Source organism: Psychrobacter sp. CCUG 69069, from assembly GCF_021023115.1.
Taxonomy (GTDB): Bacteria; Pseudomonadota; Gammaproteobacteria; order Pseudomonadales; family Moraxellaceae; genus Psychrobacter; species Psychrobacter namhaensis.
The window spans coordinates 1-23,089 of record NZ_QQAI01000019.1 but is presented as its reverse complement, the minus strand read 5'-3'; the positions used below and the strand labels follow the sequence as shown (position 1 = coordinate 23,089).

The window sequence follows — 23,089 nt, the reverse complement described above, 5'->3', positions numbered from 1 at the left end:
TATAGAATCCTTTTTATTTTTCTTAATGATCTATCCATTATTTAGAGGTATTTTTCCAAATGAGTGTCTCGCCAGAATCTAGCTGTTGAGTCAATAAGTAGCTTGGCTCTGATTGCTCAGTAGCACTAGTTGGTGCATTATCTGCGTGCGTTAAGATCAGTTGACTCGTGCTATGGGTCATCATACGTCGAAGCCGTGATTCGATATCATCAAGAGTATCGCCACAGCTCATCATGGTGGAAGGAGAGCTGCCAGTAAGTAAACTTTGATTGACAGAGAGGGCATAAGGCCCACCAACGCCGTTGCAGCCCACAGACACACCAAAGCTTTGACCATATATACCTGACTCAAAGCCATTTTGTTTGTCACTTTCATCGCCACTATAGTTATTCAAACCATAGGAAAGTATAATAGGCTTTTCTGTTTGCGTAAATTCGCTCATGACTGCGCCTGCTTTGTTCGTCACTTGTACCAGCTGCCAGCGATAGCTCTCTAATAATTCATTGGTGAGTGGTATGCCAGCTCCCAAGTGTTTAGGTTTTGGTGTGCCCGTAAAGACAAGGGTTTTGCCCTTATCCGTCTTCAAAGCAAGCTGTTTTTCTACGGTTTTGGTAGCACGTACTGACTGAGGCCGCGCGGGGTCAAATGTAAAATCTGTTCCTGCATAGGGCTTAAAAATCGTGTTTAACAGATGTGCTGTATCGCTAAGGATGATTTTATTACCGCGCCAGTCTTGGGTGGTTGCTTGATATATCGCAGTGCAGTCAGCAGCCGTGACTGGTGATTTGGCCATATCTTGTATTGATGCCTGTGTATAAGGGTAAGGTAGAGGCAGCCACATATCAAAGGACACAAGGTATCGGTAACAGCCATCATCAAAGGTTAATAGGTCTGGGCGAACGTCCATCGTTAGGGGTGGCTGAAGGTTGGCGCGTATGAGCTTGTCTTTATCGTTACTGACGTGGGTCAATTGCCAGTTATAGCTTGTGATGTTCTGAAACAGCCTAGGCTTTAGGGTAGCGGCTGACCAGTTTTTATTGTCAATGACGGTACCGGTTTGTGCTGAATTATTAACACTATTGGACTGACAACCCAATAAAGCGATTGGTAGTAATGTGCTTATTACAACTAGAGACGCCCTTAAACGGTTTAACATTATATATTCCTACTTAATGGACATTTGTTTGAAATATATCATAATATTTTAAGGACATTGTTTTTTATTATTGCCAAAAAAAATCCGCCCACCATAACAGTGAGCGGACTTTTACTTTTAAGACTTAACTAATGGCTCATCAATTAGTTGTGTAGCGCTTTGCCAGAGGTTTTATCAACGGTTACTTTGGCTGGCTTAAGTGGAATTGGCATACTGACCAAGGCCACTTTTAATATCTCATCAATCGTCGCCACTGGTTGAATGGTCAAACCTGCTTTGACATTGTCAGGGATATCAGCCAAGTCACGCTCATTAGATGCTGGAATCAAGACGTGTTTGATACCGCCCCGATGGGCCGCGAGTAACTTCTCTTTGAGACCGCCGATGCGCAGGATTTTACCGCGTAAGGTGATCTCACCTGTCATGGCAATGTCTGGACGAATGGCGATACCCGTCAAGGCAGAGACCAGTGCGGTTGTCAGAGCGCCACCGGCAGATGGACCATCTTTTGGTGTTGCACCTTCTGGCATGTGTACGTGGACGTCAGTTGTTTTGACCGTTTCATAGTCAATGCCTAGGCTGTCACCGCGGGCACGCACCACACTCATGGCAGCGCGAATAGACTCTTTCATCACATCGCCAAGTGAGCCCGTAAAGCTAAGCTCACCTTTGCCTTTCATCGCAACTGCTTCGATGGTTAAGAGCTCACCACCGACTTGTGTCCATGCAAGCCCCGTAATACGACCAATCTCAGGCTCTTCTTCTGCCAGACCATAGTCATACTGATGCACCCCTAGATAGTCATCGATGTTTTTGTCATCGACCACGACCAGTTCGCGTTCTGCTTTTTTCGGAGCGCGAGCACCATGCGTCTCAACCGAACCGCGTACCACTTTACGGCAGATTTTATTGACTTCACGTTCAAGGTTACGCACACCGGCTTCACGCGTGTAGCTGCGTACGATGCTGTGTAGCGCCGCTTCGACGATCTCGATTTCGCCTTCTTTGAGGCCATTTTGCTTAATGGCTTTGGGCACCAGATACTTCTGTGCGATATTGACTTTCTCTTCTTCGGTATAGCCCGGCAGACGAATGACTTCCATACGGTCAAGCAGGGCGGGCGGGATGTCCATGCTGTTGGCCGTACAGATAAACATCACTTGTGATAAGTCTAGGTCCATATCTAAATAATGGTCATTAAACGTATCATTCTGTGATGGATCTAACACTTCAAGCAAGGCTGACGCTGGGTCACCGCGGAAGTCTTGCGCCATCTTATCGATTTCATCCAACAAGAACAGCGGGTTTTTGACTTCAGCTTTTGCCAGTGATTGCACGATTTTACCTGGCATGGCACCGATATAAGTACGGCGATGACCACGAATCTCTGCTTCATCACGTACGCCGCCCAATGCCATACGCACAAACTTACGGCCTGTTGCGCGAGCGATCGACTCGCCCAGTGAGGTTTTACCCACCCCTGGCGGCCCAACGAGACAAAGAATAGGACCACGCAGTTTTTTCACGCGTGACTGAACGGCGAGATACTCTAAGATACGATCTTTCACATCTTGCAAGCCGTAATGGTCTTCATCTAAGACGGTTTTGGCTTTGTCTAGATTGATAGACACTTTGGTCGTCGCGTTCCACGGCGTATCCAAAATCCATTCAATGTAGTTGCGTACCACTGAGGATTCACTCGAAGCAGGCGGCATCATTTTGAGTTTTTTAAACTCTTGCTCGGCTTTTTTGCGCACATCATCTGGCAAGTCCGCTTCTTCTAGACGCTGCTCAAGCTCGGCCACATCATCTTCACCATCGAACGCGCCGTCATTCATATCTGACAGCTCATTTTTAATGGCTTTCATCTTCTCATTTAAGAAGTATTCGCGCTGATTGTCTTCCATTTGCTGACGCACGGCATCTTGGATATCTTGTTCGATGTTTTGTTCAGCACTTTGCTTAACCAAGTACTCAGTCAAGGTGTTGATATGCGTTTTGATGTCGTCTTGTTCTAAGAAAGACTGCTTTACGTCAAGGTCCATGGAGACACGGGTTGAGATGAAATAAACCAGCTCAAGTAAGTCGTCAATACGCTTTGCCACACGCGTCAACTCACGCGCATTACGCAGACGCGCATCTGCATAGCTTTCAAACAGTGTGGTCAAAGCTTGGATGGTATTTTTTTGTTGGCTTTCATCCATGCTGACATCAAGATCAGCCCGCTCAAAGCTCGCCATTAACAAATCGTCGTGATTTTCAATATTATCGACGCGTGCACGGTACTGACCTTCGATCAATACTTTGATGCAGCTCTCATCGCTATCATGCGGCATGGTACTGACGATGCGGCACACCGTACCATATTGATATAAGTTGTCTTGATCGATGTCTTCTGTTAAGGAGTCTTTTTGGGCCACGACCAGTACCTTGTTGCCGTACTCGGCTTGGGCCAATTCGACGGCTTTCACCGATGGCGCACGTCCCACAAATAGGGCAATTTGCATGTGTGGATAAACGACAACGTCTCGCAGTGCCAATAATGGTAAATAGTCTTCAGTACCATCGTTTTTAACCGTACTGTCATGACTATCATTGTCTGTAACAGTATTCGAGGTTGCATCTAACTCGTTATCAGACGAGCTTTCTAGCGTGCTGTCTTCTGCGGCAGTAGATGAAACGTCGATATCGATGTCGATATTGTCTTGGGCAATTTTATGTTCACTCATATATTCTTCCTCGTTCACCAGACTTGTAAAGTCAAGTTCGTGGTTCATGTTTAGATAAATGGTGCTCACAGATAAAATTGCAAGGCTTATTGGTCAAGTCACCTGCTTATATTCGTGAAATTGTTGTACGTGTCTAAATATTAAAATGAAGAACGTAATAAGTTGAATGCGTTACCGCACGTCCATTTTAAAATCGATACGCTGCGACTGGGATAAATTTTCCTTGCTTGCTGCTGTCACAGAGGCTACGAAAAATTCATCCCAGTCGCCTATAGCGATTAACGTATCGATTTTATTTGTAACTGACTATAGCATGCAGCTAATGCCTATTAGGTTCTATACATAGGTTTTATAGGCAAAATAAGGTAAACTGACGCGCGCCAATATTAGCGTCTCACTTTTATTTTATACCAACCATAGAAGTCGTTTGAGACGCTAAGGCCGTATTCACAGGTTTTAAGTTATTCATAGGTCGCAATCAGACCAAACAGAGCGATCAGACCGAACAAAGGACAACACATGGCAATCAATGCAGTACTGCTAGCAGTCATCATCATGCTGGGGCTGTCACTTTCGCGAGTGCACGTGGTGCTCAGTTTACTAATTGGGGCGCTGGCGGGCGGCCTGCTGGCGGGTCTTGGTATCACAGATACTTTAGAGGCCTTTCAAGAAGGTATTCGTAATGGTGCGCAAATCGCGCTCTCATATGCGTTACTTGGCGCCTTTGCGGTCGCGATTGCGCATTCGGGCTTGCCGCAGTCTTTGGCAGGGGCGGTCATCAAGCGCATTGACGCCGCTGGCACGAGTGGCATGATTAAGTACATGCTATTTGCCGGCTTAATCACCATGAGCTGCTTTAGTCAAAATTTAATTCCTATTCACATTGCGTTTATCCCGCTGCTTGTGCCGCCATTGTTGTTGGCGTTTAATCGGATGCACATTGATAGACGTCTGATTGCTTGTCTGATTACTTTCGGGCTGGTCACCACCTACATGTTTATTCCGTATGGCTTTGGTGATATTTATCTCAACCAAATCATGCTCAAAAACGTGGGTGAAGCGGGTATTGATGTTGCCAATATTTCTGTGGTGACAGCCATGGCCATTCCTGCATTGGGTATGCTGATTGGTTTGCTGATAGCGGTATTTATTAGTTATCGTAAGCCGCGAGAGTATCAGCAAGTGGCGATAGATAAAGAAGCACGCGACGCAGTGGTAGAGGGGGATGCGCTTAGTAAAACGGCCGCTGGTGCCCAGTCGCAGAGCAAGCTTAAAACGCTGGTTGCACTAGCTGCTATTGTCACCGCTTTTGTTGTCCAGCTTTACACGGACTCGCTATTACTGGGCTCAATGTTTGGTTTTGGTGTTTTTATGGCAACAGGTGTGGTGAAGTGGCGTGATGCTGATGGTGTCTTTAATGACGGTATCAAGCTGATGGCGATGATTGGCTTTATTATGATTACGGCGCAGGGTTTTGCTGAAGTCATGAAAGCCACTGAGCAGATTCAGCCACTCGTTGATGGTGCCGCGTCACTGTTCGGTGGTAACAAAGCCATGGCGGCATTTATCATGCTGCTGATTGGTCTGATTGTGACCATGGGTATTGGCTCATCATTCTCGACCATTCCTATTTTGGCTGCGATTTATGTACCGCTCTGCGTCTCTTTAGGGTTTTCGCCATTGGCGACTGTGGCGATTATCGGTACTGCTGGCGCGTTAGGTGATGCAGGATCGCCTGCATCAGACTCGACATTGGGGCCAACCTCTGGTCTAAATATCGATGGTCAGCATGACCACATCAAAGACAGTGTGGTACCGACATTTTTGCACTACAACATTCCGCTACTGGTGTTTGGCTGGATTGCGGCGATGGTACTTTAGCAAATGACTTGAATGGTTGGGTTTGATATAAAAGGCGGGTATAGCAACTATCATAAATAGTAACTACACTCGCTTTTTTAACTTTTATTCATTGCTTAATCGATGTATTTCTTAGTATTCATCATCAAAATCATTTATCTCATCATTTAAACTACTCAAAAAGTCATCACTTTGCGCGAGTAACTCATTTAAGCGTTCTTCATTGATGAGCCTTGTCATCTCCTCAGAGCTAAATGGTTGCTCTTGACTGTAGTAACGTTGCTCTCTAGCATCTTCATTACCTAACGTTTGCAAATATTCATCCACTCTGTCCGCACTGGAATCAGCAGCGCTAGCGTCTTTTTCAGACTTTTTATTATCCTTCATCAAAACCACCTTATCCCATTTGGGGTAATGAGGGCGTCTAACGGCACATCCCAAGGTTGCCGTTGCAAGGTGTCAACCACTTGAAAGTCATAACACCAGCCAATTTTAAGGGGTTTTTTAGCCCCTGACTGATAGATTTTACCAAGCGTGGTGTCATAAAAACCGCCACCCATGCCCATGCGATTGCCGTTTAAATCTACTGCCACTAGCGGACAGATAATGACATCTAACTCGCGTGCCCAAAGTAGCCTGCGATGATGGTTTTGCTTCATGCCCAAGCGGTGAATGCGAGTTGGTACGTTGACGAGTTTAGTATGATAAATGGGCACAAAGCGCAATCGTTTATCGTCATTACCCAAAGAACCCACCACAGGCAAATAAGGGGAATAGCCTAAGCGCTTGCACCAATCCAGTAGTGGCTGAGTGGGCAGCTCGCCAAAACCATCATAATATAGACCAATACGCGCATTGATTGGCAACCGCTGCTGTAATTTGGTTAAATGCAAGCTTGCGGACTGAGCATATTGTCTACGCTCACCATCACTTAACTGACGACGCTGACGCGTAAACAAACGTCTGGGTGGGTTACTGGCTTTAGACGCCTTCAATTCAGGTAACTTAGGATTGTTTGGTTCAGGAGGCATAGAGACACTATCCGATCATGTATTAAGTTGATGAGGGCTGGTGCTTTTAGACGCTAGCAAAGCTTATTTGTGAATATTCAACACGGCCTAGTCATGCTATCATAACGCCACTTTACATCGTATTCTTCTTTATGTGCAGCAGATGTTGCACTTTTTACGGCTCAGCCATACATCAAATCATCAAAGAGGGTAGTTATGTCGACACAGAATCAGGCAACTCGTACGGAAAAAGATACCATGGGCAACGTGGAAGTCCCAGCTGATGCTTATTGGGGCGCGCAAACTCAGCGTAGCCGCGAAAACTTCAAAATCGGTGGCGAGACATTGCCGCGTCCGATGATCGAAGCGATGGCAATGGTTAAAAAGGCGGCTGCGATTACCAACGCCAGTCTTGAGCGTATCGAAGGGGACAAGCGTGACTTAATCGTACAGGCTGCTGACGAAATCATCAACGGTGGTCTAACGGATCAGTTTCCCCTAGTCGTATGGCAGACGGGTTCTGGTACACAGTCAAACATGAACATGAATGAAGTACTTGCCAACCGTGCCAACGAAATCGCTGGTTCTGAGCGCGGCAGCTATACGCCAATTCACCCAAATGACCATGTAAACCACGCGCAATCTACCAATGACAGCTTCCCAACGGCGATTCGTGTGGCTGCGGCTCGTCAGATCAACAGCTTGTTGATTCCTGCGGTTACCGCACTACGTGATACGTTGGACAAAAAAGCCAAAGAATTCGATAGCATCGTAAAAATCGGTCGTACGCATTTGCAAGACGCCACGCCTTTGACATTGGGCCAAGAGTTCAGCGGCTATGTCAGCCAACTTGACCATTCATTGACTCGTATCGATAACGCGCTACAAGGTCTATATGAATTGCCACTAGGTGGTACTGCGGTTGGTACTGGTCTAAATGCCCATCCTGACTATGCCGTAAAAGCAGCTGAGCAATTAGCGACTTTGACTGGCTTGCCATTTGTCACGTCACCAAATAAATTTGAAGCACTTGCCGCTCGTGATGCCGAAGTATTTGCCTCAGGCGCCCTAAAGACATTGGCAGGTAGCTTAAATAAAATCGCGAACGACGTACGCTGGTTGGCATCTGGCCCTCGTTGCGGTCTGGGCGAGTTGACGATTCCAGAAAATGAGCCAGGCTCTTCTATCATGCCGGGCAAAGTAAACCCAACTCAGTCAGAAGCCATGACGATGGTTGTGGCGCAAGTCATGGGTAATGACACGACGATCAGCATGGCTGGCGCGTCAGGTAACTTTGAGCTAAACGTGTATAAGCCAGTAATCGCCTTTAACTTGTTGCAATCTATCAAGCTGCTTGGCGATGCATGCAACAGCTTTAACGAAAACTGTGCGGTGGGTATCGAGCCAGTAAAAGATAAAATCGATGACTTCTTGCATAACTCATTGATGCTAGTCACGGCATTAAACCGCCATGTTGGTTATGAAAACGCTGCTAAAATCGCTAAGACGGCTTATAAAGAAAACAAAACCTTGAAGCAAGTTGCGGTTGAGCTAGAGCTACTCACCGAAGCGCAGTTTGATGAGTGGGTAACGCCTGCGGATATGGTGCATCCTAAGTAAGTTATTTAATACTTTCTTAGCATAAAAAAAGACCTTGTCGTTTGGCAAGGTCTTTTTTGTTTGCAATTTTGAAACTGGCTCTGCTTTCTTACTATATCTATTGAGCTATGTGAAGCGAGTGCTACGATTTCTACTAGAACTAAGAAGATCCGCTAGTGATACTTATATTTGAAACAAAATACTAGTAAAAGTATTATAATAAATTAAATTTTTGCACATTATAAGGAATAAGAATGGAAAGTGCATTAATTGGATTGGCAGGAGTAGTAATAGGAGTCTTGCTTAGTGTTTTACTTGGAGAGTACTTCCATAGAAATAAAAGGATTGAGGTTTACTCTCAAAAAGTGTTTGATAAACGATTATCTGTGCATGAAGAACTATATACAATTTTTGTTGAAGGTGGTGAGATAGTATCAGAAGCAATGACAAACACGAATTTGAATGAAACAGAAAGAAAAAGCTTAGTTAGCTCTGTAATACATTCTCTTTGTACATTTATGGATAAGAATGCTTTCTATCTGAATGAGGATGTCATGGTTCAGGTCGCAACCGCATATGTGGGAGCTGAAGATGTACTGAACTGCGATGACGATCTCAATATCGCAACAGCGAAAGAAAAGGTTTATAAATCTTCTAGAGCCACAAAAGAAATAATACTTCAAGAGTCGGGAGTTACTGAAGTATTTAAACATTTCTCGAGAGTATCAAAGTCTAAGCCTGATTCTGCTGTAATTAGATACTTCAGAAGCATTAAAAAACTAAGAGGATAATAGGGCGTGTCATCAATTAAGCCAGACCACGCAAGAAACCAGATGAATCGCACTAAGGAAATGACTGGCTAACTTATCATAACGAGTGGCAATCGCACGGTACTGCTTGATCTTGGCAAAGAAGTTCTCGATCAGATGCCGTGCTTGATAGAGCTCTTTATCGAAGCCTCTTGGCTGCAGCCGATGACACTTAGATGGTATGACTGCATGGCCTTGTACTGCTTTAATCGGTTCAATAACACGGGCATCAGCATCATAAGCTTTATCGGCAAGCCAAGTTTGGCTAATACTGACATCTAATAGCTCATCTGAGCCACACAGGTCATGCGCTGCTCCACCCGTCAGATAAAAGCCAGTAGGATTGCCTAGCGCATCTGTACGAGTATGTATTTTAGTGGTCAATCCACCTTTGCTGCGGCCGATGGCTTGATCCCTTTTTTTCCAGCGCTGTGCTGATGGGCTTTAACAATAGTGGCGTCTAGCATGGCATATTCATCATCTGATTGTTCGGATAACTGATTAAAAACCTGCTCCCATATGCCTTTTTTTGACCAACGGCTAAAACGAGTATGAATCACTCTGAAGTCGCCAAAGCGTTCAGGTAGGTCACGCCAAGGGATGCCGGTCTTATAGCGGTAAAGAACTGCTTCTACGAATAAGCGGTTATTTTTTGCGGTAACACCAACGTCACCTGGTTGACCGGGCAGAAGGTCTTTAATCTTCTCCCATTGGTCATCACGCAGGGCATGTCGTCTTGTCATAATATTTGAGCTCAGTTTGCTATATATAGAATTAGTATAGCTTATTCTAAAATAACTGTTCTATTTGATGACACGCCCTAGTTTAATATTAAATATGTTTAAAATTTTTCTATTTAATCTGAAAGAGCAAAGTGCCTTATATACCAAAATGCATGTTACACACTGCTTTCAAGAGTTGCATATTCTATTGATGTGCTAGGAGCATCTTATACCTAACGTTATTAAATAAAAAAGACCTTACCACATTGCGCGGCAAGGTCTTTTTTATATCAAAAATCTAAACTCAACTAAAACTTATAAAGCAAACCAAGCGTCGTGGTCGCCTCAGTACGTGAGTCTACCATCGGGCTATCATATTGCTCATTCGACAAATAACTTAAGCTTTGATTGGCAAATCCTGCCCATTTATCATTGAAATCATAGTTGGCGCTGATATTAATATAAGGGTTCAAGCTTGAGTTAGATTTATAAGCGGCAACGCCAGTTTCTGCTGATTCTTGATCACTGACGCCATAATAGTATTCGTTGTAGTCAGCATCATGATATTCAAAGCCAAAGCTTGGATAGACCGTTAGCTTGTCCTTGCTATATCTGGAAAGGTAGGTCAAGCGCCCAGTGTTACCACCACTATTATCTAACACATCCGCCCCAAACTGAGCACGGAAACCGCCGATAGCCGTACGGCGCTGATAGCTGAGACCCGCCTCTACTGATGATTTACGTTTATCAAGACCTTGAAGGGCGCCATTGGCATCATCAGGCTCAAACTCAGAACCCGCAAGCTTGGCATAGGCGGACAGCTGATTGGCCCCATCATTGATCAGATATGCCCCAGCTTGGGCACCGCGGACATAGAACTTATTATTATCATAAAACGCCCCTGGCAGCACCCGCACCTCGGTACTGTCTTCTAGGTCATAGGCTGATTTGACCGCCATGACGTTTACCCCAACGCTCAAGACGGCATCTTGGTCAGCAGGGAGGTTTTTAAAAGGGGCGGCACTGGACATGCTAGCCATACTGCATAACGCAGTAGCCGTGAAGGCGCCCAGTAAGTTGCGCGTAGATAGGTGAGGTAGCGCTGCAAGTTTAAACATAATTGAGTCTCGTGTGTGGGCATGGTTGAGTAGAATAATCTGGTCGGCGTCATGGCGTAGGACAAGTGACGTGAGTACGCTGTTTTTATCAGCTATTTAGCCATGATAAATAAGTACCGTGGTTTACTCAATGGTTTTTAATACTTGTACTATTTGATAATGAATATCTTGCCACCACCAAACAAAGCCAATGCTGATCAATAACATCATTACCCATGGCAGCAGTGTCCAGATAAGCGAGGGTGTCGCAGGCGTTTTTTGTTCTGTCACACTGGTATGAGCCGTAGGGATATTGATATTTGAATCTATGCCAGTACGGTTATCAAACTCGGAATGGTGATTGGCCGAGTAAGTATCAAGGCTAGAGGACTGATCGATATAGCGGGCTTGATAGTCAGGTTGATAATGGCTCTGGTCGTTATTTTGATAAGGGCGATGAGCGACAGGCGTATTTTGCACCGTGACTGCCATACACTGACGGTAGGCAATCGCAAAAGCCAGTGCAATCACCAGTCCTGTGATCGCGCCGCCGATATGACCCGCATTATCGATACCGGGTACCGCGAACCCATACACAAGGTTGATACCCATGATAAATACCAAGCTTTTAAGGTTGAGCACCATGCCATTGACCGATATCTTAAACAGCGCCGCTATCAATAATGCCGCCCCGATACCCATGATACCACCAGACGCTCCCGCTGATAGCCCTGGTTGTCCTGTGCCCTCTAAGATACTCTGCCAAGTGACATGATTGTTAAGCAGGTTGCCGCCGATTGCCGCCAACAAAAACAACGCCAAAAACTTGGCTGAGCCAAACATGGGCTCGGCCACTTGTCCAAAAAAATACATGGCAAAGCCATTGAACAATAGGTGCATCAGGCCGATGTGCAAAAACGCACTGCTGACCAATCGCCATGGCTCATCACCCATCGTAAAAGGTAAGGCATTGGCGCCCCATTTGAGCAGCGCCTCAGTCGAGGGGTTGTTGGCGTCGACACCTGTCAGCACTTGCAGAATAAACAGCCCAATAAAGCTGATCAGTAGCAAAGTGGTGACGGGCGCAGTTTTTAATAATTGTTGAATGGTCATAAAAGCTAACTGTTACTAAAAGTTGGTCAGTAAAGTATACAGGGTATGGCCAGACCACGTCATCCATAAGCGTGCCGCCATTGTCTAAAGGGTGTCAGTGTTAAAAATGGCTAACTTTAAGATTCTCATAAGTCCCTTTTACTAAAATATCTTCTGTGACTTTATTGATGTCTGTATGACCACAGAACGCCATGGATACATCACACTCTTTATAAATCAGCTCCAGCGCACGGCGCACGCCATCCTCACCATACGCGCCCAGCCCATACAGAAAGGCGCGGCCGATCATCGTGCCTTTGGCACCCAAAGAGATGGCTTTTAACACATCTTGACCAGAGCGAATACCACTGTCGAGCCACACCTCGATATTGCTATTTTCGGCATGGACAGCCTGTACAATGTCTGTGAGGGCAGAGATAGAGGAGAGCGCACCATCTAATTGACGCCCACCATGGTTTGACACCACCAGCGCATCCGCTCCGCTCCGAGCAGCCATGATGGCATCTTCAGGCTCCATGATGCCTTTGATGATCAGCTTGCCGCCCCACATGTCTTTGATACGGGCGACGTCGTCCCAGCTGAGCGCAGGATCAAACTGTTCTGCCGTCCAAGCGGATAAGGATGAGAGATCCTCCACGTCTTTTGCATGACCGACGATATTGCCAAACGTGCGTCTTTTCGTACCGAGCATGTTCAGGCACCATTGCGGCTTGGTCATGAGATTGAGAATATTGGTCAATGTCGGTTTGGGCGGCGCGGATAACCCATTTTTAATATCTTTGTGGCGTTGGCCGAGCACCTGCAAGTCGGCTGTTAAGATAAGTGCAGAGCAATTTGCTTCCTTGGCACGGCGTATCAGATTGGCCATAAAGGCTTGATCGCGCATCACGTACAGCTGAAACCAAAACGGCTTGCTGGTATGGGCGGCGATGTCCTCGATAGAGCAGATACTCATGGTCGATAAAGAAAAGGGCACACCAAAGTTTTCTGCTGCTTTTGCCGCATGAATCTCTCCATCCGCCCACATCATACCCGTAAACCCAGTTGGCGCGATGGCGACTGGCATTTTGACTGGCTCACCCAGCATGTGCGTGGCCAGACTGCGATTGTCCATATTGACCAATACGCGCTGACGCAGCTTAATACGGTCAAAATCGCTTTCATTATTACGGTAAGTGGTCTCAGTCCATGAGCCTGAATCGACATAATCATAAAACATACGCGGTACTTTACGTTCGGCCACTCGCCGTAGATCTTCAATGTCTGTCACTTTTTCTAAATTCTTCATGATTTTCTCGCTGCAGAGAGGTGATTAATCGCTTAAGACTGTGGAGTGAGCAGTTGCTGTAAATCCATGACCGAAAACGGATAGTCTAAGCGTTTGGTGGGTGTCAAAATGACAGGAATGGTGGTCGCAAATGTCATCATCAGTGACTCATCCAAGTCAGCGATATCGACATGTTCGTAAGCAATGGGCTGTACCGCTTGAAACTGAGTGATGAGTTGGTCAGCGAGTTCACATAAATGACAGCCAGAGGTGCCAAGTAGCCACCATTTATCAAGGTTTTGCGCCGTACCAAGGTGAGGGATCTCCTCAATGATTCGTGCCCGTAATATGTCTACATTGTCATCGTTTATGTGGTTGTCGTGCATGTTTATTCCCTTGTCTTCACACGGTGCTCGTTTAGAGGTTTCATCAAAACTGTGAATATTGTTTGGCCTTTATGACATGATAAAGAAGTGGGGTAAATAATGACAGCGATTGTGAGATTAGGTAAGATGACCTGCTGTTTTTAATTAGTGCGTCATCGTTATTGGCTTCTCGTTTCTGACGAATAGCGTCTTACTTTATCTTATTATCTTTTCAATCACTTGGGTATCTCGCATGGCAAGTTTTAGCAAATTTATTAAACGACTATTATTAGCAATCATGTTGTTAGTGGTCGCATTCCATGTGTTGGTCGCAGGTCTGCTGTTAATTTGGAAAACGCAGCCTATTAATAACAGCATGTTTATGCTGACCCATCGTTTAACAGGTGGGGATGTCACGCAAACATGGACAGAGTACGATGCGATTGCAAAATCTGCCAAGCAAGCCGCGATAGTGAGTGAAGACTCGACGTTTAGCCAGCATAGTGGCTTTGATTTTAAAGGTATCGAGGCGGCCCGTAAGAAAAACGAAGAGACAGGTAAGATGTCAGCGGGTGGCTCAACGATTACGCAGCAGTTGGCAAAAAATTTGTTTTTGACCTCCCATCGCTCGTACGTTCGTAAAGCCGAAGAAGCAGTGATCACATTAATGATTGAGACGTTGTGGGATAAGACGCGTATCTTGACCGCTTATCTCAATGTGGCAGAGTTTGGCAATGGTATTTATGGTATCGAAGCGGCGGCGCAGCACTACTTTGATAAATCAGCGGCCAACCTGAATCGCGATGAATCAGCCTTGCTTATCGCTATGCTGACTAACCCAAAGTACTATGAAGACAACCAAGGTGATAGAAGCCTGCGCAATAAGCAGCGTATTATCAAAAAACGCATGAAAAATGCAGCGTTACCTCAATCAGCTTAAAGTACTATTTGTGTGAGATAGGAGTTGAGTAGCGGTAAGGTGTTTTTTCATCAATCGCTGTGCTAAATAAAGGTAGGACAAAACGGTTTTAACGATTAGTATAAAAAATGATGGCGTATCGATAAGGCGAAAGGAGTAGTGACGTGGTGGATGTGAATGATAAACAAGACAATGGTGGTGAGGTCAATCACGCCATTGATGTTGATAATATGGGTGTGAGTGTCAATGCCCAAACCAGCAGAGGCGATGAGAATCTGGCCGAGGTGGCATGGCAACGCTCAGAAGACGGCAGCTATTCACCCAGCAGTTATATCAATCGTGACTTGTCTTTATTACAGTTTCATCTACGTGTCTTAGCACAGGCCGCCAGTCCTCGGCACCCGCTACTTGAGCGTTTATTTTTCTTGATTATTTTTTCATCAAACATCGATGAGTTTTTTGAGATTCGTGTCGCCGGTATCATGCAAAAGCTCAATATTGGCGATGTATCGACCAGTGCGCATGGTATGCGTCCTAGTGAAGTACTTAACGAGATCTCGACAGTAACGCACGATGCGATCAATGAGCAATATCGTATTCTTAATGAAGATATCTTACCTGCCCTTGCCAAGGAAGACATTCGTTACCTAAAACGTGATGAGCTAAATGCTGAGCAATCTGCTTGGATGAAGCGCTATTTTACGGAGCAAGTATCCCCAGTATTGACGCCGATTAGCATTGATCCTGCCCATCCGTTTCCGCGTTTGGTCAATAAGAGCTTAAACTTTATTGCAACCTTAGAAGGCAAAGATGCCTTTGGTCGTGATATCAATTTGGCGATTGTGCCAGCGCCGCGCAGTTTGCCGCGTGTGATTCGTCTGCCTGATGAGTTAACTGGTGGTAAAGAGCATCACGTCATGCTATCTGCCATCATTCATGAGCATATCGGTGAGCTATTTCCTGGGATGAATGTGACGGGTTGTCATCAGTTCAGACTCACACGCAATGCTGATTTAGACTTGGCTGATGATGTCGAGGATATTGCCAAAGCGCTGGAAGGCGAGCTGGAAAACCGCCGTTTTGGTGATAAAGTACGTCTTGAGGTCACCACCGACTGTCCAACACACATCAGTGAGTATTTACTCAATGAGTTTGAGCTGCACGACAATCAGTTGTACCGTGTCAATGGCCCCGTCAATTTAACGCGTCTGCTGTTTGATTTTAATATCCCAGCACTGCGTTATCAGCCTTTTACGCAGGTGATACCAAAAGAGTTTCGCCGTGAGATGGATAAACTGGACAAAGCGACCAGTATGTTCGCAGCGATGCGCAAAAGTGATGTGCTGGTACACCATCCTTTTCATGCGTTCTCGCCTATTGTTAGCCTATTGTGGCAGGCTGCGAGCGACCCAAAAGTGCTAGCGATCAAGCAAACCTTATACCGCTCAGGCACCAATTCAGAGATCGTCAAGGCGCTTGCCGCTGCTGCCCGTAATGGCAAAGAAGTGACGGCCGTCATTGAGCTACGTGCCCGCTTTGATGAAGCCTCTAATATTGCGGTTGCCAACTACTTACAAGAAGCTGGCGCGGTCGTGGTCTATGGTATCGTCGGTTACAAAACCCACGCCAAGCTGATGCTAATCGTACGCCGTGAGGATGACCGGATTCGCCGCTATGTGCATTTAGGGACGGGTAATTATCATGCGGCCAACGCCAAAGTTTATACGGATTATGGCTTATTTAGCGCAGATCCTCATATTTCAGAAGACGTGCATAATATCTTTCAAGAGCTGACAGGGATGGGTAAGCCTGCCAACCTCAAAAAGCTTTTGCATGCACCATTTACCTTGCATGATAAATTGATGAGCTTTATCGATGATGAAATCGCTCATGCAAAAGCAGGAAAACACGCTCACATTATTGTTAAGGTCAACGCCCTAACTGAACGTCGCCTGATCGGTAAATTGTATGATGCGTCGCAAGCTGGGGTCAAAATTGAGCTGATTTTACGCTCTATGTGCTGCCTGCGTCCACAAGTAAAAGGATTGTCTGAAAACATCACCGTGCGCTCTGTTATTGGTCGTTTTTTGGAGCACACGCGTGTTTATTATTTTTATAATAACGGTGATGAGCGCTTGTATTGCGGTAGTGCTGACTGGATGGATCGTAACTTGTTCCATCGCGTGGAAGTGGCATTTCCAATTGAAGACAAAAAGTTATTTAAGCAAGTTTATCAAGATGGCTTACTCAATTATCTAAAAGACAATACGCAAGCATGGACGTTGGATGGTAATGGCGTCTGGCAACAGCTTCAGCCAGTAGACAGCGAAACCCCGCACAGCGCCCAAGAATACTTGCTAAAAGTCATTAATAACGTATAAGACGCCGTTTCGTCTACTCAAAGAGACCATGTAGTGTTAAAAGGGTAGCTAACCCTGTGGTTAAAGGAATGTGGTGAAGGGAGCGTAGTTAAGAGACGCCGAGAACCAAGCACTGATGCACCTCAGTGCTTGGTTTTTTTGTGCTGGTTATTCCAAAGGCTATCCCAAAGTTACAAACTGTCTTGTAACCTCACATTTATTCACATATTGATACGGCAGTACACTGGTAGCTTTTGCAACATGCTCCTTATACTTAAAGGTAGTGATGACACGTCTATAGCAGTGATTACCACTTTCGAATCTAGAATGTGCACTTATAAGAAAATAGATAGCTGTTATACAATCCTATAAACATATAGACCTATAAAAAATAAGTAATTAACCGACTATAAAAACAGGAACTTGCCATGAGTAATACAAATAATGATACCTCCGATGTGAAAAAAGCCGCTGAACAAGCGGATAAGCAACAAATTGAAAAAAACCTTGAAGAGAGCAAAAAAGTAGATGCGCCTGAACAGCTAGATGGAACAGAGCAAACGCCTTTTATCGAAGACGACTTGCGTACAGATAAGTAATTTTATCTACGCTTGTCTGAGCAGAAGTAACCGCAGTCTTTTAACTGACTTTTCTAACCACCACGGTGAGGTGTCCATTATGTCAAATCCTATCCCCCCAAAGAATACGCAACCCAATGACGAGGAAGCCGTCCCTATCCAAGATCCTGCTACAGGGCAACCGGCCAATCCAAAAAACAGTTATGAAGGCCGAAAACACGAACCGGATATAGATGGGCCTCAGCAAGCCTCAGAAGAGACGGATGAAGTCTACGTGGATCCGCGTAAAGAAGAAAATCTGCCAGCAGGCGGCAAAAACGTTGCAAGCTTAAACGCTCATGATTTAAGCCAAGATGGCAATGAGTAGCTACTAGTCACTGTTAATAGTGCTTTAGCTGTCTAAAAGAGACACATTATAATTATAAGGAACCAATTATGGAAACCAAAGATCCAGCTTTGAGTAAAACTCGAATCACAGAAACCGATACCCATCAAACATTGGGCGAGGCGCAGACGATGAACATGCGTCCCGATAATCATGATGAACTAGAAGAGAACATCACTGAAAATAAAGGGACGGATACTTTTGAAGAAGGGATAGTCGACTCAGAACACGTCAATGATGATGATAATCCAGCACGCCAGCCTGATCGCCGCGATCAAAAAGGCAACGGCTTTGACGATAATATTAATGAAAAAACCGTGGGTAGCGAGTCGCCTGATAGCCAAAAGATCAATGATATGAATCGCTATGCCAATATAGATAATGCTCAGACCCGCGTGCTGAATCCTGACGAGAAGGACAGTATCCGATAGATGAAATGGGTATTTTGAAAAAGACGTATCAACAAGGAATATATCCTAAGGAATAAAAATGAGCATACCAGATGACAAACAAATTATTAATGAAGATCGCAAGCTAAAAGACGCGGATGACAATAATGGTATCGTGCCTGATGATGCACTACAAAAGGCCAATCCCGCTGCTGCAGAAAGAGTAACTGATGATCATGACCCGCATAACATTGTCAAAGATAAGAAACAGTATGATAGTCCACTAATGGAAAATGATAAGTAATATGTCTATGGCATTGTCCAAATTTTTTACGCTGCAAAAGTTAATACAAGAGAAGCCAGTTTTACGCCTCTGTCAAGAAGAGAGATGGAGGGGCAAGCACTTGCTCAGTGCTTGCCTCTTTTTTTATATGTATAAGATTTTTGTAAGTGTAAGAAAGGGGACAACAAGCTGATATTAAGCAGGAGTGCCGCTGTGAAAGCGCAACTCAGTATCTGGACTGGAAATCAACTCGGCTTCTACTGCTTTAAAAAATACCACTCTCTCATCAATATTGTCTTCAGACAGTGATTGCGCTAGTGCTAAATAGTCCTCAAAATGGCGGCTCTCTGACTTCAATAAATAGCGATAGTATTTTGCCAAGCGCGCATCGTTGATAACTTCTGCTAATGCCGCAAACCGCTCGCAAGAACGCGCTTCAATAAATGCCCCAATGATCAGTACATCTACCATCGCTGCCGGCTCGTAAGTGCGCTTGTGTTTTAACATACCTTTGGCATAACGGCCTGCACTTAAGTATTGCCAGTCCTGTCCACGATTATTCATGATACCCAGCACTTGCTCATAATGGAGCATCTCCTCACGTATTAGCTGCGCCAATTTACGCTGCAAATCATAAGAAAACTCATAACGAAATATCAAATTCATGGCGGTACCGGCCGCTTTTTTTTCGCAGTTGGCGTGGTCTTGAATAATAGTAGGCAAGTTTGCCATCGCTGCATTGACCCAAGACTCTGTGGTTCTAGCTCCCAAAAAATTATAAACAGGGGAGAGGTCTACTTTTATAGGCGTTCGCAATTGGGCGATGTCGACGCTATCTTCTGCCATATTGTTGTCGTCAGTACCGTGATCACTCATGTTGTCACTAATAATGCTGTCGCTCATACTGTCGTTTCCTATATAGGTAGTGTCTTTATTCATAGATTCTTTATTCATAGATTCTTTATATATGGTTTCTTTATTCATAGATTCTTTATGCATCGTTTCTGTCATGGTCGAGTGTTTAAGACGTTTTGATCGCACATAAAAAGTTAAATAGATAACGCTTACGTATCAATCACTGTGCTAATGATTACTTATCGTTTGTCTGTATGATCCTTCTGTGTCATTAGTGAGAGGTATGAAAGTGCTATAACACTGATGGCGTATAGGTTATCATTATTAGACAACCCCAATATTTATTTAGTAAATGAGGTTTTCTTGTTTATTTCTTTATTTGATAGTAGGATGAGATTTTGCTTAAGCGGCTTTTTGTCTTACTATTAAATATCGCTTGATGGTAAATGGCAAGCATATAGCAACTGCTGATACGAAATAAACCAGCAGTCATCTAGCTACCGTCTCTTCAAAACCGTTTAATTAGTATGGCCGAGCATATTTTATGACAAGGTAGAACGAGCATAAATGTTTTGGCTGTTTAAACGCTTGAGTCGCTATTCACGGTTAGCTTATATGATAACTTAATCAGTAAGTTTGCTTAATAGGTCATTTAAATTGGGAATAGATGCCTAAGCCTACGAACGACAGTGTCCAATCACTGCGGTAGCAACTTCGTCTTTACACACCTCACGAACAGATAAGGATAACAATATGAGCCAGTCTTCTAACGCCAATCGTATTCAAAAGGGCATTCTTGCCATCGATAAGCAGATGTTCGATTTTATTGAAAACGAAGTGCTGCCGAAAGTCGGTGTTGATTCAGACAGCTATTGGTCAGGTTTTGAAAAGGTTATTAAAGAATTTACGCCGCGTAATAAAGCGCTGCTCGCGACCCGTGCCAAAATTCAGCAGCAAATTGACCAGTGGCATCTCGACAATCCTGCCAAAAATGGCGATATTGATTACCCAGCTTATAAAGCGTTTTTACAAGAAATCGGCTACTTACTACCAGAAGGCGATGATTTCAAAGTCAGCACTCAAAACGTCGATGACGAGATTGCCCATATCGCAGGCCCGCAGTTGGTGGTACCAGTCCGTAACGCCCGCTATGCATTGAACGCAACTAACGCGCGTTGGGGCAGCTTGTACGACGCCTTGTACGGCACAGATGTCATCAGCGATGAAAATGGTCAAGAAGCCAAAGGTGGCTATAACCCAACTCGCGGCGCCGCTGTCGTCGCCTATGCCAAAAAATTCTTAGATGAAAGCTTTGCATTAGCATCAGGCTCATACACTGATGCTACTGGCTTTAAAGTTGTCGATGGCAAGCTTGAAGTCGTACAAGGCGATAGCAGTACTGAATTAAAAGATGCCGCTCAGTTTGCAGGCTTTGTCGGCGAGGCTGAAAGCCCAACTGGTATTTTGTTAAAAAACAACAACCTACATGCTGAAATCCAAATCGATGGCAGCCATCCAGTGGGTAAAGACGACCCAGCTAACATTAAAGACGTATTACTTGAATCTGCTATCACGGCGATTCAAGATTGCGAAGACTCAATCGCTGCCGTTGATGCCGAAGAAAAAGTAGAAGTGTATCGTAACTGGTTTGGTTTGATGAATGGCGACTTGCAAGAAACCTTTGAAAAAGGCGGCAAAACTCGTACGCGTAAACAAAACCCAGACCGCGAATACACCACGCCAGATGGCGGCGCACTTATCTTACCAGGTCGCTCGCTACTATTGATTCGTAACGTTGGTCACTTAATGCAAAACCCGGCTATCTTGGTTGATTTGGGTAACGGTCAAGAAGAGATTTTTGAAGGCTTAATGGATGGTTTGATTACTCCGCTATTGTCTTTAAATGATTTAAAAGGTAAAAACGAGCTATCAAACTCGCGCAAGGGCTCGATGTATATCGTTAAGCCAAAAATGCACAGCCCTGAAGAAGTCAAAATGGCGAACGATTTGTTTAACGCCGCCGAAGACTTATTAGGTTTAGAGCGTAATACCATTAAAATCGGTGTGATGGATGAAGAGCGCCGTATGACGGTTAACTTAAAAGAAGCTATTCGCCAAGCAAAAGAGCGCGTTATCTTTATCAATACGGGCTTCTTAGACCGTACGGGTGATGAGATGCACACCAGTATGAACGCCGGACCCTTTGTCCGTAAAGGCGATATGAAATCGCAAGCATGGCAGCCAGCTTATGAGCAGTGGAACGTCGATATCGGTTTAGAGACCGGTCTACAAGGCCACGCTCAAATTGGTAAAGGCATGTGGGCCAAACCTGATGAAATGAAAGAGATGATGGAAAGCAAAATCACCCATCCACAAGCAGGCGCTAGCACAGCTTGGGTTCCATCCCCAACGGGCGCTACTTTGCACAGCATGCATTACCATGAGGTCAATGTTGCCGATGTACAAGATAGCCTAAAATCCCGTGAGCGTGCCAGCTTAGATGATATCTTGACCATTCCATTGGCCAAAGATACCAACTGGACAGAAGAAGAAAAGCAGCAAGAACTTGATAATAACGCTCAAGGTATCCTAGGTTATGTCGTACGCTGGGTAAACCAAGGCGTTGGCTGTTCTAAAGTACCAGATATCAATGATGTAGGTCTAATGGAAGACCGTGCAACCTTGCGTATCTCAAGTCAGCACATTGCCAACTGGCTGCACCATGATGTGGTTAGCGAACAGCAAGTCATGGATACCATGAAGCGCATGGCAAAAGTCGTCGATGAGCAAAATGCGGGCGATAATGGCTATCAGCCAATGGCCAATAACTTTGATAATTCTTACGCCTTTAAAGCTGCTTGCGATCTAGTCTTTAAAGGTCGTGAGCAGCCAAGTGGTTACACTGAGCCATTATTGCATCAAGCGCGTTTAGACTTAAAAGCCAATACGCATTGCTAGTTCGTTATTTTTAAACGTTATTTTGGGGCTACTTACCCATGGTTGAGTAGTCCTTTAATACTTAGTATTGCTCAAGCATACTTAAAGCGATATTTTTACGTCGATTATTTATAGAAGTTACCCCTATTTGCCAATGGCAAGTAGGGGTATTTTTTTGTTTTTATCTGAACAATCGTTAAACCTTAGATTAAATATGGGTTTTAGAATTTTTCGTCATCAAAGACTTAAAAATATGTTGCAAATTATGTCAAAGTTGTTATGCTTGTACTCGAAGTATGAGTTTGGTAACGGATGTTACGCAACAGAGCGATAAAGACCAACGTTTACATGGCAGTTACGATTTCGATCCCAGTTATGTAAGTCATGGTTTTTTTCATCTTACGGTAATAGAACTTCGCCACACTTGTTTCTGACTAATCTCGGTAGCCAGTTACACATTATATCTTTGAGGATTTGTGACGATACCATTTTGGGCACCGGCTAATAATAGCTCGCTCATTACTAAAATTACCCCACTCTCAACTTGAAATAAGCAATTCAAACTGAAGAGGCGGGTTACCAAGTTTTTTGTTGAGTACAAAGCACAGATTGTGTGAAAGAATCTTACGAATCAATCGATGAGACAAATGCCATAA

The 23,089-nt window shown here is 44.6% G+C and carries 19 protein-coding genes and 2 pseudogenes; 10 read left to right on the top strand and 11 right to left on the bottom strand.

What is annotated here, in order from left to right; translation table 11 throughout:
* Nucleotides 1–37: 37 nt before the first annotated feature.
* Together DVY93_RS10875 and lon are read right to left on the bottom strand one after the other, a co-directional pair.
* Nucleotides 38–1,156: an META domain-containing protein gene (locus DVY93_RS10875; protein ID WP_230710763.1), complete on the bottom strand. Its 1,119-nt coding sequence runs from the start codon at nt 1,154–1,156 to the stop codon at nt 38–40.
* A 143-nt stretch (nt 1,157–1,299) separates the two neighbouring features.
* Entirely contained in the window at nt 1,300–3,885 is a 2,586-nt protein-coding gene (gene lon / locus DVY93_RS10870; protein ID WP_230710761.1) for an endopeptidase La, read from the bottom strand.
* 519 nt (nt 3,886–4,404) lie between these two features.
* Here lon and DVY93_RS10865 point away from each other — a divergent pair.
* Nucleotides 4,405–5,766: a Na+/H+ antiporter family protein gene (locus DVY93_RS10865; RefSeq protein ID WP_230710758.1), complete on the top strand. Its 1,362-nt coding sequence runs from the start codon at nt 4,405–4,407 to the stop codon at nt 5,764–5,766.
* A 111-nt stretch (nt 5,767–5,877) separates the two neighbouring features.
* Here DVY93_RS10865 and DVY93_RS10860 read toward each other — a convergent pair whose 3' ends face one another.
* Both DVY93_RS10860 and DVY93_RS10855 read right to left on the bottom strand, forming a co-directional pair.
* Entirely contained in the window at nt 5,878–6,132 is a 255-nt protein-coding gene (locus DVY93_RS10860; protein ID WP_198333973.1) for a hypothetical protein, read from the bottom strand.
* Nucleotides 6,132–6,776, bottom strand: a complete 645-nt coding sequence (locus tag DVY93_RS10855; protein ID WP_230710756.1) for a 5-formyltetrahydrofolate cyclo-ligase — start codon at nt 6,774–6,776, stop codon at nt 6,132–6,134. The genes DVY93_RS10860 and DVY93_RS10855 overlap by 1 nt, the downstream gene beginning before the upstream one ends.
* A gap of 195 nt (nt 6,777–6,971) precedes the next feature.
* On the opposite strand from DVY93_RS10855, the gene fumC reads away from it, so the two are divergent.
* Together fumC and DVY93_RS10845 are read left to right on the top strand one after the other, a co-directional pair.
* The gene (gene fumC, locus DVY93_RS10850; RefSeq protein ID WP_193005393.1) at nt 6,972–8,375 is read left to right on the top strand and encodes a class II fumarate hydratase; all 1,404 of its coding nucleotides are present in this window, start codon (nt 6,972–6,974) and stop codon (nt 8,373–8,375) included.
* A 233-nt stretch (nt 8,376–8,608) separates the two neighbouring features.
* Complete coding sequence (locus tag DVY93_RS10845; RefSeq protein WP_230710754.1) at nt 8,609–9,145, top strand: hypothetical protein; 537 nt, start codon at nt 8,609–8,611, stop codon at nt 9,143–9,145.
* Between the two features lie 12 nt (nt 9,146–9,157).
* Here the strand turns inward: DVY93_RS10845 and DVY93_RS10840 are convergent.
* The 5 genes and pseudogenes from DVY93_RS10840 to DVY93_RS10820 all read right to left on the bottom strand — a co-directional run bounded on the left by DVY93_RS10840 (nt 9,158) and on the right by DVY93_RS10820 (nt 13,748).
* Nucleotides 9,158–9,906 (bottom strand): annotated as a pseudogene (locus DVY93_RS10840) (IS5 family transposase).
* 287 nt (nt 9,907–10,193) lie between these two features.
* Entirely contained in the window at nt 10,194–11,003 is an 810-nt protein-coding gene (locus DVY93_RS10835; RefSeq protein WP_230710751.1) for a MipA/OmpV family protein, read from the bottom strand.
* 123 nt (nt 11,004–11,126) lie between these two features.
* Nucleotides 11,127–12,095: a rhomboid family intramembrane serine protease gene (locus DVY93_RS10830; RefSeq protein ID WP_230710749.1), complete on the bottom strand. Its 969-nt coding sequence runs from the start codon at nt 12,093–12,095 to the stop codon at nt 11,127–11,129.
* A 100-nt stretch (nt 12,096–12,195) separates the two neighbouring features.
* Nucleotides 12,196–13,383 (bottom strand): alpha-hydroxy acid oxidase, encoded by a 1,188-nt coding sequence (locus DVY93_RS10825; RefSeq protein WP_230710748.1) that lies wholly within the window; start codon nt 13,381–13,383, stop codon nt 12,196–12,198.
* A 32-nt stretch (nt 13,384–13,415) separates the two neighbouring features.
* Nucleotides 13,416–13,748: a glutaredoxin family protein gene (locus DVY93_RS10820; protein WP_198333980.1), complete on the bottom strand. Its 333-nt coding sequence runs from the start codon at nt 13,746–13,748 to the stop codon at nt 13,416–13,418.
* A gap of 232 nt (nt 13,749–13,980) precedes the next feature.
* On the opposite strand from DVY93_RS10820, the gene mtgA reads away from it, so the two are divergent.
* The 6 genes from mtgA to DVY93_RS10790 all read left to right on the top strand — a co-directional run bounded on the left by mtgA (nt 13,981) and on the right by DVY93_RS10790 (nt 18,662).
* The gene (mtgA, locus tag DVY93_RS10815) at nt 13,981–14,667 is read left to right on the top strand and encodes a monofunctional biosynthetic peptidoglycan transglycosylase (protein ID WP_193006095.1); all 687 of its coding nucleotides are present in this window, start codon (nt 13,981–13,983) and stop codon (nt 14,665–14,667) included.
* Between the two features lie 209 nt (nt 14,668–14,876).
* Nucleotides 14,877–17,027, top strand: a complete 2,151-nt coding sequence (gene ppk1 / locus DVY93_RS10810; protein ID WP_230710794.1) for a polyphosphate kinase 1 — start codon at nt 14,877–14,879, stop codon at nt 17,025–17,027.
* A gap of 407 nt (nt 17,028–17,434) precedes the next feature.
* Nucleotides 17,435–17,605 (top strand): hypothetical protein, encoded by a 171-nt coding sequence (locus DVY93_RS10805; protein ID WP_193006096.1) that lies wholly within the window; start codon nt 17,435–17,437, stop codon nt 17,603–17,605.
* Between the two features lie 79 nt (nt 17,606–17,684).
* On the top strand, nt 17,685–17,951 hold the full coding sequence (locus tag DVY93_RS10800) for a hypothetical protein (RefSeq protein WP_193006097.1): 267 nt from the start codon (nt 17,685–17,687) through the stop codon (nt 17,949–17,951).
* A 68-nt stretch (nt 17,952–18,019) separates the two neighbouring features.
* Complete coding sequence (locus DVY93_RS10795; RefSeq protein WP_230710746.1) at nt 18,020–18,400, top strand: hypothetical protein; 381 nt, start codon at nt 18,020–18,022, stop codon at nt 18,398–18,400.
* Nucleotides 18,401–18,458: 58 nt separating this feature from the next.
* Nucleotides 18,459–18,662 (top strand): hypothetical protein, encoded by a 204-nt coding sequence (locus DVY93_RS10790; protein ID WP_230710743.1) that lies wholly within the window; start codon nt 18,459–18,461, stop codon nt 18,660–18,662.
* A gap of 174 nt (nt 18,663–18,836) precedes the next feature.
* On the opposite strand, the gene DVY93_RS10785 is transcribed toward DVY93_RS10790, so the two are convergent.
* Nucleotides 18,837–19,487 carry a tRNA-(ms[2]io[6]A)-hydroxylase gene (locus tag DVY93_RS10785; RefSeq protein ID WP_230710792.1) on the bottom strand — a complete coding sequence of 217 codons (651 nt, stop codon included), beginning with the start codon at nt 19,485–19,487 and terminating at the stop codon, nt 18,837–18,839.
* Between the two features lie 762 nt (nt 19,488–20,249).
* On the opposite strand from DVY93_RS10785, the gene DVY93_RS10780 reads away from it, so the two are divergent.
* Nucleotides 20,250–22,454, top strand: coding sequence for a malate synthase G (locus DVY93_RS10780; protein WP_230710742.1), 2,205 nt, complete (start codon nt 20,250–20,252; stop codon nt 22,452–22,454).
* Nucleotides 22,455–22,972: 518 nt separating this feature from the next.
* Here DVY93_RS10780 and DVY93_RS10775 read toward each other — a convergent pair.
* A pseudogene (locus DVY93_RS10775) lies at nt 22,973–23,089 on the bottom strand (IS982 family transposase); the annotation flags it as partial.